Genomic DNA, 11732 nt, shown 5'->3' on the forward strand with positions numbered 1-11732 from the left:
TTTAGTATTTAGGTTTTAACAGCATTATGTTAAAATTGATATAACTAAAAATTTAAGGGAGGTATTTTGACATGGTGGAAATTATTTCAGGCGAAAAGGGTAAAGGCAAGACAAAGTATTTACTTGACAAGGTTAACAGTGATGTCAAAAAGGTTGATGGATCTGTTGTTTACATTGACAAGAATACGAAGCACATGTACGAACTTGATTCGAAGATTCGATTGATAAACATGGGGGATTATCCAGTTGAATCTACAGATGAGTTTTTAGGTTTCCTTAGTGGAGTTTTATCTCAGAATGCGGATATTCAAGAAGTATTTCTTGATAGTTTTCTTACTGTTTCCTACGTTGATTCATCAGATGGTCTTAATGTAGCCCTTAATAAGCTTGATAAGATTTGCAACATGTATGATGTTAAATTCGTTTTATCAGTTAGTAAAAATGAAAAGGATTTGCCAGAAAACGCGAAAGGCAAAATCATTATCTCTTTATAATTTAATGAGTATATTAGGGCACGGTTTGCGTGCCCTATAATTATGTTAGACAATATATGAAAAGAAAAAAGAAAAATGATAACAAAATAATTAAATACCCAAAGCAATACCATTTTTCTATTGGTTTTATCGTCATAGGCGTAATGTTTATCTATATGATGTATCATTTATTTACTTATGTCACTGCAGATAACATTACTGTTTATGAGGTGTCACAGGGTTCTATATCTTCAAATCTTGAATATAATGCACTTGCTATCAGACAAGAGCAGATTGTGTATGCGGATAATTCTGGAGATATTTTGTACCTTGCTGAAAATTTTGGTAAAGTTGGCTCAAAATCCCAGGTGTATGCGTTAGACACCACAGGTGAAATCTTATCCTCACTGGAGAACTCTGGTGATGATTCAGAGATAGTTTTAGATGAAGAAGATTATTCTAAGATTCAATCTACAGTTTCTAATTATTTAATTGATTATGACGGTATTAATTTTACTAAGACATATTCATTTAAAAATGACTTAGAATCTCAGGTTGAACAATTATATACAGTTTCGGCTATGGAATCTATGGGAGATTCACTGGACTCTGCAATAGCTTCTGGTTCATTTAGTATTTATAACAGTGCTACACCTGGACTGGTAGTATATTCCATTGATGGAATGGAAGATTTAACGACTGATACATTTACCGCAGATTCTTTTGATACTTCAGAATATTCTACTGAGAATCTTAAAGCACAAGAATCTGTTGTTGTAGGTCAGCCTGTATATAAGCTTATTACATCGGATCATTGGAATTTAGTATTGGAAGTAGACGAGAATTTATATGATTCTCTTCAAGGTGAATCTTATTTAAAAATAAAGTTCCTAGAGGATGATACAGAAACCTGGACAAATCTTGAATTTCAGGAGAAGGCCGGAAAATATTATCTTGTTTTAACTTTGGACGATTCCATGGATCGCTTCGCTGATTCTCGTTATGTACATGTGAAGATTATTAATAACAATATTTCTGGCTTAAAGATTCCTAATTCGTCAATCGTTGAGAAAGAGTTCTATACAATACCAAAGGACTATATGATGCAGGGAAACAATACTGATGATGCTGGCTTCCTTCTTCAATCTGGTTCAGAAAATATGTATATTACTCCAACAATATATTATGAGTCTGATGAGTATTACTTTATAGATGATGAAATTGTTACCAGAGGTGATAAGTTGATTAAGCCTAATTCTAATGAGCAGTATGTAGTTGGTTCTACCACTGATAAATTGGAAGGCGTATATAATGTCAATAAAGGCTATGCAGTATTTAAGCAGATAGAAATACTTTATCAGAATGATGATTATTCAATAATTAAAACAGGTACAAACTATGGTATATCCATGTATGACCATATTGTATTACAGGGCGATGAAGTAGAAGAAAATTCAATCATAAATTAATAAATACAATCTTGATTTAATTAAGGAGCTTTTGAATGAGAGAACAAGAATTAAAAGAGAATTTAACAAATGTAGAAGAAAGAGTTGCGGCTGCTTGCAAGAGAGCTGGTAGAGCAAGAGAGGAAGTTACTCTTATTGCAGTTAGTAAGACAAAGCCTGTAGAGGATTTGCAGGTGATTTATGACGCAGGTATTCGCAGCTTTGGTGAGAACAAAGTTCAGGAACTTACAGGAAAGATTCCTGAGATGCCAAATGATATTGATTGGCATTTAATCGGTCACCTCCAGCGTAATAAAGTTAAATATATTGTAGATAAGGTTAAGCTTATTCATTCTGTAGATAGTTACAGATTAGCTGAAGAGATTAATATTCAGGCTAAAAAACATGGAATAGTTGTACCAATTCTTATCGAAGTAAATGCAGCTAACGAATCTACAAAGTTTGGTGTTAAGCTTGAAGAAACATTACAGCTTTGTGAAGAAATTTCTCATTTGGAGAATGTTCACATCGAAGGATTAATGACTATAGCACCAAATGTAGTGGTTTCTGAAGAAAATCGACCAATTTTTAACAAAATAAAGGCTTTATCGGTTGACATAGCAAGTAAAAACCTTGATAATGTAGATATGAGAATTTTATCTATGGGAATGACAAATGATTTTGAAGTTGCCATAGAAGAAGGTGCTACTCATGTACGTGTAGGTACAGCAATCTTCGGCGAGAGAAACTATAATATTTAAATAAAGAGGAGTATGTTATGTTTGAAAGAATGCTTGACGCGATGCATCTTAGTGACGACTACGACGAATATGATGATGATGAATTATATGATGAGGAAGAGGATAAATCCTTCTTCAACAAATTCGGAAAGAATTCAGACGAAGAAAGACGTCCAGTTTTGAACAAGCCTTCTGAAAAAGAGACTAGAGCTGCTAAACCAGCTCCAAAGATTACACCTATGAGAAATAAAGGGAAAGGAACCGTTATGGAGGTTTGTGTTATTAAGCCATCTTCATTTGAGGATGCCAGAGAGATTTCTGAGACACTTTTAGCTGATAGAACCGTTTTACTTAATATGAAAGGTTTGGATTTAGGAGTTGCTCAGCGCATCATTGATTTCACATGTGGTACATGTTATGCAATCGATGGTAACCTTCAGAGAATCGAAGATTACATCTTCATTATCACACCTGCAGGAGTTGAGCTATCTGGTGATTTAGCAGGAATCGTTGATGCCTTTGACTTTACAGGAATTCAAACAGGCTTTTAAATTTTAAGCACCAGATTATCTGGTGCTTTTTCTTTTGACTTATGTTGACTTGCTTTTGATCATTACGGGAGAATAAAATGCTTCAAGAATTACTAATCAATTACGAGAACAAGCCATGTTATAAAATTGTATTTAGACCAGATTTTTCTGATTTAATAAATGTATTTAACTCAGAAGTAAACCATCAATACGATAAGATTTGTATTGTTACGGATTCCAATGTAGCTAAGCTATATTTACATGAAATTATATCAGGATTTAAGAATGCTGATTCGGAAGTATACTCATTTAGCTTTGATGCTGGAGAAGAATCTAAGAATCTTAGTATTGTTAATATGTTATATCAGCATTTAATAAACCATAAATTTACCAGAAACTCCCTGCTTGTTGCTTTGGGTGGCGGTGTTGTTGGTGATTTAACTGGCTTTGCTGCGGCTACTTTTTTAAGAGGCATTGATTTTATTCAAGTTCCTACTACATTGCTTTCTCAAGTTGATAGTTCTGTAGGTGGCAAAACAGGAGTTGACTTCAATCAATATAAAAACATGGTTGGTGCGTTCTATATGCCTAAGCTTGTTTATATGAATATTGGTTCTTTAAATACACTGGATGATAATAACTTTATTTGTGGTATGGGTGAAGTTGTAAAGAGTGCTCTTATTGCTGATAAGGATTTCTATAATTGGCTTAAGGCTAATTCTACTTTGTTAAAAGAGCGCAATTATGATGCCTTGGCATATGCTGTAGGAAAGTGCTGTGGAATTAAAGGCCATGTAGTAGAAATTGATCCAAAGGAAAAAGGTATCAGAGCGTATCTTAATTTTGGTCACACCATTGGCCATGCTATTGAGAAGCTTAAGAATTTTACATTGGGACACGGACAGTGTGTTGGACTTGGTATGGTCTCAGCAATTTATTTATCTAACAAATTATCTTGCGTATCGGATGATGAGGTTTCTGATATTATTGAGACTTTGAAGGAGTTTGATATTCCTGTTAGTGTAGATGGTTTGAATCCGACAGAAGTTCTTGCAGCTACCAAGTCAGATAAAAAAATGACTGGGAACAAGATTAAATTTACTATATTAAAGGCGGTAGGTCAGGCCGATTCATATTTGGATTTTTCCGATGAAGATTTGCTTTGGGCTATAGATAAGGTGCTAGTTTAATGTTTTACAAATATAAAAAATCAGTTTCATTGCTTTATAGTTTAATACTTACAGTTTTACTTATTGCTCTCGATCAGTTTACTAAAGTTTTGGCTGTGAGACATCTTATGAATAAAGCAGATATAATTCTTATTCCAAATGTATTGCAGCTGCATTATTTGGAGAATACAGGCGCAGCTTTTTCAATCTTAGAGGGAAAGCAGATTGTATTTGCAATTATTACACCGATTCTTCTTGTGGCTCTTTGTTATATTTTGGTAAAGATGCCTCAGACTAAGAAATACCAGGCTTTAGATTATATTATTGTGTTTTTGATTGCAGGAGCTATAGGCAATTATATCGATAGAATCATGAATAACTATGTTGTTGATTTTATTTATTTTTCCCTTATTAATTTTCCTGTATTTAATGTTGCAGATTGCTACGTTACAGTCTCTGTTATTTTACTGTTAATTCTTATTATGTGGTATTATACAGATGAAGATTTAGATGATATTAAAAAAGGATTAAAGATTACAAAGAATGGATGAATTTACTTTATCAATTGAGGATTCTGCAGATTGTGGAGTCAGAATAGATAAATATTTAGCTCAAGCATTACCTGAGAAATCACGAAGCTACTATCAAAAAGCCATTGATAGTGGCTTTGTTTTAGTTAATGGAAAACAGGTCAAGTCTAAATATCAGACCAAACTTGGTGATGATATTGTTGTAAGCATCGAGCCTGTAAAAGAGATAGATATTCAGCCTGAGGATATTCCTATTGAAATCCTTTACGAGGATCAGGATGTAATTGTTGTTAATAAGCCTAAGGGAATGGTTGTGCATCCAGCTCCAGGTCATTATTCTGGTACACTTGTTAATGCACTTATGTATCATTGCAAAGATTCATTATCTGGAATTAATGGAGAAATTAGACCAGGAATTGTACATAGAATAGATATGAATACTACGGGGTCGCTTTTAGTTTGCAAAAACGATAAAGCTCATAATGATATTGCAGCTCAAATTAAAGTGCATTCAGTAAATCGTATATATAAGGGAATCGTTATTGGGAATTTTAAAGAGGACGAAGGCACTGTAAATGCTAGAATTGGGCGAAATCCAAAAGATAGAAAGAAAATGGCTGTAGTAAGCGATGGTCGAGAGGCAATCACTCATTTCAAGGTTTTAGAACAATATAAAGGCTATTCTTATGTACAGTTTAAGCTAGAAACCGGAAGAACCCATCAGATTCGTGTTCACATGGCTCATATAGGCCATCCATTGCTTGGGGATGATGTCTATGGAAAGCCAGTTAAGAATCTTCAGGGGCAAACGCTTCATGCTCAAACAATTGGATTTGTTCAGCCTACTACTGGAGAATATGTTGAAGTAGATGCTCCGTTGCCTGCTTATTTTGAAGATTTACTTAATAAATATAGAAAAATGGTATAGGAAATTCCTATACCATTTTTTATGTATCTTTTCTTCGGAAATCTACTGCGTTACGGGCCTGTCGCTTGTGCTCATCTTCAATAGCAGCATAGTAGTCGATAGTTGTATTAATGTTTTCGTGGCCTAGTACATCAGCTACAAGCCTGATATCGCCGGTTTCACGATAGAGGGCAGTGCCATAGGTGCTTCGTAGCTTATGAGGCGTGATTTTTTTGTTTGGAACCACTATTTTGGCGTATTTCTTAACAAGATTTTCAATTGCATCTACACTAATTCTTTTTCCTTGAAGGGAATAGAAGAGAGCAGTTTCATGGCCTTCTATAGGATTTATATATTGGCGTTCGCCATTTATATAGTCTTTTAGAACGTCTGCAACCTCCTGATTGAAGTAGATAACGTCCTGTCCGCCTCCCTTTCGAACGATTGTTAAAGAATTAACATGAAAATCTACATCATTTAAATCCAGGCCATTACATTCGCTGACACGGATTCCAGTATTTAGCATCAAAGTAAGGATTGCCAGGTCGCGGCCACGTGTTTTTTGATTATACATGCGTTGGCGCTCAGATGTATAGGCAGTTCCGTTATCAATGGCGTCTAGAATTGCTTGAACCTCATAATTGTTCATTCTAATGATGTTTTTGTCTTTTTTGAGCTTTGGTAATTCAACTGTAGCCGTTGGATCATCGTCAATATTGTGTCTGGTATAGTGATACTTGAACATACCGCGTAATGGAGACATTTTACGAGCAATTGCTTTTTTATCATTTTCGTGTTGTTCACCTACAACATTTAATTCTAAGTAACGTTGGTACTCAATAATATCATCAGCTGTAATTTTATTTAAAACGCCGTAATCAATTTTTTTGAGGTCTGAACCATCAATTGTAGGGTTGGAGGCTCCTAAAAATCGAAAAAAAGTTAGTAGATCATATGAATATGAAATTAAGGTGCTAGGCTGAGTTGTATGTTCCTTAGAATAAATATAATCAGAAGCACACTTAGGAAGCTGTGAGATTAACTCACGTAATTTGATTTTTTGATTCTTTGTTTTGTCTTTATAGAACTGTGAATCTTTACCCATATTGTAAATCCTCCCAAAAATTTGAAAAACAGGGGATAGATAGAAATGCCGTATTTTCGGCCTTTTTTAACACTATCTATCGGATAAACAGATGTTTATCCGATAGATACATTTTACTCTCTTCTGCGATTTTTATCAAGTGATATTAGTAACTTTTTTTATTAAATGCAAAATTCCGATACTTAATGCAAATTTTTACAGGTAAAAGCAAAACATACATTACTGTTGCATTTAGTTCTGGAAATAATATGCATAAATAAAGGAGCTAAACCAGCTCCTTATAGTATGTTTATTTAGTTAGACAAACTTGAATTTGTGCGATTAACTTCCGGTTTTTTTCTTCAATCAAGGATTATGTATTACATTTCTCTTTCCACTATTAGCAGTTCCTCTTACTTCTTCGTGGTAAAAGTAATCTACGATTGTTGGATGTCCTTTCTCTACTCTCTCATACGGAGTTTCATTATCAACAAACCTGCAATCATACTTTTTAGCCAGCTCTTCTGCTTTCTTTTCCAGCGCTTCAAAATAGCTGCGGTTCTTTTTGTTATAGATTTCGTCATACAGTGGCACTAGATCCGGATGTTTATCGGAAATGTATTTCATGATATCTGCCTTAAACCCTCCACGAAGATTTAGATTCTCAAGCCATACAAGGTCACACTGATCTTTTGTCCTGTCTATGATTGCCTCTATATCCGTAATCCCCGGGAACACGGGTGAAATGAAGCAAATTGTACGAATGCCTGCCGCATATACCTCTTTCATTGCAGCAAGCCTTCTTTCTATGCTTACTGCCGCATCCATATCATCTTTAAACTCTTCATCGAGAGTATTGATTGACCATGATACTGTAAGTCTGCTATTTTCATTGATCTCTTTTAGCAGATCCAGATCTCTTAGTACAAGGTCTGACTTTGTACAGATAAGTATGTCCGCACCACTGTCCTTTAGTTCTTCTAGAAGTCTTCTTGTATTTTTATATGTTTCCTCTAGCGGATTATAACCATCCGTAACTGTTCCAATGATTACTTTCTGACCGGCATACTTCTTTGGATTCTTTATTTCAGGCCAGTCTTTCACATCCATGAAAGTTCCCCATTCCTCCGTATGCCCTGTAAAGCGTTTCATAAAAGATGCATAGCAGTATTTACAGGCATGGGGACACCCCACATAGGGATTCACCGAATATCCTCCAATAGGAGTATTCGATTTTGTCATTACACTTTTTGTTTCTATATGATTTACTTTGATTTCTGGTTGTTCCATATCCTCTGTTCCTCCAACACTTTGTTAAAAGCATCCGGCATTTCCTGTATCATTTCTTCTCCCATAATCGGAACAAGATCTTCTTTCCAGAATACAGGAATTTTCAGTTCATGAGCCTGTTCTGTCAATGAATAAACCCACTCGGGATCTGTTTTAACAGTCCTGCTCTTTGCACCTGTCATGGTTCCCACCACAATCCAGTCAATGCCTGTAAGATCAACCTTACCCGGATCATCGAACAAAGGCTCAAAGGTAACATGATATTTTTTTGCCTTAACATTGCCCCGCAGTGCATCAATACGCCATAACTCAGACTTTCTCGTAACTGTAACGCCAAACCATGCATTATCAAGATCTGTTTTAAAAGACAGAAGATCCGGTCGTTTGGTAAGAAAAAGAAACTGGTGCTGAGGATTCTCTGCTATCTTTTTAAAGACTTCCTCTCTCCATTCCTCATGCCAGCCCGAGAGATCGCTCATGCCGGTCAGCAGAAAATTCTGCGGCTTTTTCTTTTCCATCATACGAAGCTTTCCTTGAAAAAACTGTGGCTTTTCAAAATCATCTATGATGTGATAACGCCTCGTATTGTTTCTGGCATAGCAGTACGGACATCCAACAGTGCATCCTATAACAAGATTCATGTTCTGAATCTGATCTTTAATACAAATACTCATAGCTCTCCACATAAAAAGTTATGGACATCTGCTTGCAGAAATGCCCACAACTTTAAAACTCATACTTACTCGATTACTGCATCGTCGGCGGTATACGCTTCAAGAGAATCTGCCTTCACCTGGATACAGGCATAGCTGATCTCAGAATCATCTGCCGCGAAGAACTGTCTTTTCCCATCCGGCGCAATACGCACGATATCACCGGCAGAAAGCTCTATATCCTCACCGTCAACTACCGCTTTTCCCTTGCCGGAAAGAATGATGTAAATCTCTTCATTGGTCTTATGATAATGAGCAAAAGGAACACTCGCACCTGCCGGAAGATGGTTGATGCTGATCTCAGCCCCTGTAAGTCCCAGCTGATCATGTAGTTCAGTTCTCGGATTGCTTGCAACACTTACCTTACTATAGTTAGACATTTCTGATACCTCCATTTGTTGTGATATTGATTGATACAACAGAAGTGTACCACCACCCCCGTTGTGACGTCAAGTGTTACAACAAAACTTTTTAAAATTCTATCAGCTTGTTCGCATCCGCCATTACATCAGCTATGGTTATTCGCCGCATTTTATCTTCCATGGCATTCTGTATTTCTTCAAGCCTGTGATCCATGATCCTGTGAATGTTACGTCCCACAGGGCATAACTCATTCGGATTCTCATGGAAATGAAACAACTGTCCATTTTCGACAGGCTCCACAGCATTGTAAACATCCAGAAGCGTTATCTCCGTCAAGGATTTCTCTATATCGGCACCGCCGCTTCCCCGCTTCACTGTTACAATCTCCGCCTTCTTCAGCTGCTGCAAGAGTCTTCTGATTACCGTCGGATTTACATTTGCGCTGGACGCAAGAAATTCACTGGTGATTTTATGGTCATTCTTAAATGTTTCAATTGCTATAAGCACATGAACCGCTATTGTAAATCTGCTTGAAATCTGCATTCTGACACCTCCATCGACTCTATCTTAAATCATTTTCGTTGTAGTTACAATAGTCACAACAAGATACTATTTTTCCGTTCCTGTCAACTAAAAAAGGCTACCACATTTTTTGCAGTAACCTTTGTAAAATCATGGTATATAGGATTTTTTGCATTTACCTCTGGAAGTGACGGTATCGTTAAATGATATGTTTATTTAGTCAGACAAATATGAAGTTGTCTTTCCCGTGCAAATCGTTCTAGTTGCTCTGCCTTCTCTAAACGTCCCAGCTTTCTATAGGCTTCAGCTTCATATGAAAGTTTCAACACCGGAACCTGATATCCATTCCACCACTAAAAACTTTCCGAAGTGAGATCTAATCTTTTCATTACCACTAAAGGTTACAGGCTGTACCTCGTATCCCTTTAACAACTTGCCTAAGATATAAGCCGTTGCTTCATCAGTCTGAATATCTATATCATGAGGCTCATAATCCATCCCCTGAAGTGCAAAAGATGTACTTCCTGTTAATCCCCAGCAAACATCCTTACCGGAATCATGTAATAGCATACATATCTTTAGCAATACTTTTTCATGTAATTCTGTAAGCATTGTGTTACTCCTAATTGATTATATTAAGCCCTATAATACTATTCTCATAGATACCGTTCCATTTTCACAGCCTAATTCCTCAAACTCCATACGCTTATATAATTCATAGGCTGTTTTCATTACTTCTGGTTTAGTAGTAAATGTCAGTTGGTCATACCCAAGCATTCGCGACTTTTCTATCATGGAATTAAGTAGAACTCTTGCATACCCTTTCCCACGATACTCTGGTTTAATAAACAATCGTTTTCCTTCGCAGGTTGTGACATCTACTTTTTTTATAGCTATACAGCCTACAGGTTTACCATTTTCATAACCAATGAGAATTGCTCCACCCTTGTAAAAATTATTTAAATCGGCCAATTCTTTATCAAAAGAAACAAAGCATCCCTCGGCACCTTTTATCTGAGAATACTCAATGAATAATGCTTTTGCCACCTCAATATCATTACATTCTTTTACATCAAAAGTTCCCAATTCTTGTTATCTCCTTCTAGTTAATTTTCTGCATAATAACTTCCACTTAATTTAATCTACAAATTTGAATTTATCTTTGTCATTTATATAAAAATATAGGTATATTCATATCATTTAATCTGCATGATTATTTGAATTTATTTCATAATCTTCTTTCTTTGAATTTTTGATTCGGCGGACTAGCTCAAATACATTTCTTGAACCAATGACAATCCAGCATATAGTGCAGATTGTATTATTTTCAAAATAATACCTTGCAGCGACAAAAAATGATAAACAAATTAATACAAAGCAACCTACTATCTTTAATAGTTCTTTCTTTTTCATCCTATTATCTCCATATATAACTTTAATTAGCAATAAGCCATACATTTGCCCTAAGCTACTAAAATCTCCATATGTATGCAATGGCTGCAGTGATATGGTCCTTTTTATTATGAATGCATCCTATCGTAGCGTACTTTTAACAATGCTTTCCCTTTTACATCATCAAGTAACTCCAATATAACTTCTTCCTCATTATCAAACTTTGATTCGAATCTTCCGCCATGCTCATAGTTTTCATATTCAATCCAACATTTTTGATGTTTCATGCTACTGCAATTCCGTTAAATTTCTATTTTTATGATTCAATTTCTATATTAAATACTACAGTCTCTCCGCAATCAATACACTGATAAGGTCCATTTTTTAAATTTCCCCCTCTTCTAAATGCATAAATGAAAGGATATATTGCCTGCATTGCAACCATGCAAACCTTATCGCTGTTATCTTTATCAAGGTCACTACCTATAAAGCGAATAACATCTCCTACTTTGTACTTTGGGCAATGACTTTCTACCACTGTAACCTTTACCTTATTATCTGTATAATTCAC

The 11732-nt window shown here is 35.6% G+C and carries 17 protein-coding genes; 7 read left to right on the top strand and 10 right to left on the bottom strand.

Translation table 11 applies throughout. The annotated features are described in order from the left end of the window. Positions 1 to 71: 71 nt before the first annotated feature. From CRN97_RS00345 to CRN97_RS00375, 7 genes are all read left to right on the top strand, one after another. Entirely contained in the window at positions 72 to 494 is a 423-nt protein-coding gene (locus CRN97_RS00345) for a cupin domain-containing protein (RefSeq protein ID WP_044934379.1), read from the top strand. 56 nt (positions 495 to 550) lie between these two features. Then, on the top strand, positions 551 to 1942 hold the full coding sequence (locus CRN97_RS00350) for an HlyD family efflux transporter periplasmic adaptor subunit (protein WP_097075440.1): 1392 nt from the start codon (positions 551 to 553) through the stop codon (positions 1940 to 1942). Positions 1943 to 1977: 35 nt separating this feature from the next. Then, on the top strand, positions 1978 to 2682 hold the full coding sequence (locus tag CRN97_RS00355; RefSeq protein WP_097075441.1) for a YggS family pyridoxal phosphate-dependent enzyme: 705 nt from the start codon (positions 1978 to 1980) through the stop codon (positions 2680 to 2682). Positions 2683 to 2699: 17 nt separating this feature from the next. Continuing rightward, positions 2700 to 3212 (top strand): cell division protein SepF, encoded by a 513-nt coding sequence (locus tag CRN97_RS00360; RefSeq protein ID WP_074790535.1) that lies wholly within the window; start codon positions 2700 to 2702, stop codon positions 3210 to 3212. A gap of 77 nt (positions 3213 to 3289) precedes the next feature. Then, complete coding sequence (gene aroB / locus CRN97_RS00365) at positions 3290 to 4381, top strand: 3-dehydroquinate synthase (protein WP_097075442.1); 1092 nt, start codon at positions 3290 to 3292, stop codon at positions 4379 to 4381. Further along, positions 4381 to 4911 (top strand): signal peptidase II, encoded by a 531-nt coding sequence (lspA, locus tag CRN97_RS00370; RefSeq protein WP_044934390.1) that lies wholly within the window; start codon positions 4381 to 4383, stop codon positions 4909 to 4911. Before aroB ends, lspA begins: the two co-directional genes overlap by 1 nt. After that, entirely contained in the window at positions 4904 to 5818 is a 915-nt protein-coding gene (locus CRN97_RS00375) for an RluA family pseudouridine synthase (RefSeq protein WP_097075443.1), read from the top strand. The genes lspA and CRN97_RS00375 overlap by 8 nt, the downstream gene beginning before the upstream one ends. Before the next feature lie 19 nt (positions 5819 to 5837). Here the strand turns inward: CRN97_RS00375 and CRN97_RS00380 are convergent, their stop codons facing one another. The 10 genes from CRN97_RS00380 to CRN97_RS00420 form a co-directional block, all read right to left on the bottom strand. Then, entirely contained in the window at positions 5838 to 6902 is a 1065-nt protein-coding gene (locus tag CRN97_RS00380) for a tyrosine-type recombinase/integrase (protein ID WP_097075444.1), read from the bottom strand. A gap of 345 nt (positions 6903 to 7247) precedes the next feature. Beyond that, positions 7248 to 8171, bottom strand: coding sequence for a radical SAM mobile pair protein B (locus tag CRN97_RS00385; protein WP_022755164.1), 924 nt, complete (start codon positions 8169 to 8171; stop codon positions 7248 to 7250). Continuing rightward, positions 8147 to 8845 carry a radical SAM mobile pair protein A gene (locus CRN97_RS00390; RefSeq protein WP_097075445.1) on the bottom strand — a complete coding sequence of 233 codons (699 nt, stop codon included), beginning with the start codon at positions 8843 to 8845 and terminating at the stop codon, positions 8147 to 8149. The genes CRN97_RS00385 and CRN97_RS00390 overlap by 25 nt, the downstream gene beginning before the upstream one ends. A gap of 65 nt (positions 8846 to 8910) precedes the next feature. Then, complete coding sequence (locus CRN97_RS00395; RefSeq protein WP_097075446.1) at positions 8911 to 9264, bottom strand: cupin domain-containing protein; 354 nt, start codon at positions 9262 to 9264, stop codon at positions 8911 to 8913. A 91-nt stretch (positions 9265 to 9355) separates the two neighbouring features. Next, positions 9356 to 9790 (bottom strand): Rrf2 family transcriptional regulator, encoded by a 435-nt coding sequence (locus CRN97_RS00400; RefSeq protein WP_029070341.1) that lies wholly within the window; start codon positions 9788 to 9790, stop codon positions 9356 to 9358. 288 nt (positions 9791 to 10078) lie between these two features. Continuing rightward, the gene (locus CRN97_RS00405; RefSeq protein WP_207653192.1) at positions 10079 to 10381 is read right to left on the bottom strand and encodes a nucleotidyltransferase domain-containing protein; all 303 of its coding nucleotides are present in this window, start codon (positions 10379 to 10381) and stop codon (positions 10079 to 10081) included. Between the two features lie 30 nt (positions 10382 to 10411). Continuing rightward, on the bottom strand, positions 10412 to 10855 hold the full coding sequence (locus CRN97_RS00410; RefSeq protein ID WP_090478953.1) for a GNAT family N-acetyltransferase: 444 nt from the start codon (positions 10853 to 10855) through the stop codon (positions 10412 to 10414). Between the two features lie 114 nt (positions 10856 to 10969). Next, positions 10970 to 11182, bottom strand: a complete 213-nt coding sequence (locus CRN97_RS00415; protein WP_090165670.1) for a hypothetical protein — start codon at positions 11180 to 11182, stop codon at positions 10970 to 10972. A 107-nt stretch (positions 11183 to 11289) separates the two neighbouring features. Then, positions 11290 to 11448: a hypothetical protein gene (locus CRN97_RS14075; protein WP_179670630.1), complete on the bottom strand. Its 159-nt coding sequence runs from the start codon at positions 11446 to 11448 to the stop codon at positions 11290 to 11292. A gap of 29 nt (positions 11449 to 11477) precedes the next feature. Then, positions 11478 to 11732 (bottom strand): TIGR04076 family protein, encoded by a 255-nt coding sequence (locus CRN97_RS00420; RefSeq protein ID WP_074792306.1) that lies wholly within the window; start codon positions 11730 to 11732, stop codon positions 11478 to 11480.

This window comes from Pseudobutyrivibrio ruminis DSM 9787 (assembly GCF_900218035.1).
GTDB lineage: Bacteria > Bacillota > Clostridia > Lachnospirales > Lachnospiraceae > Pseudobutyrivibrio > Pseudobutyrivibrio ruminis.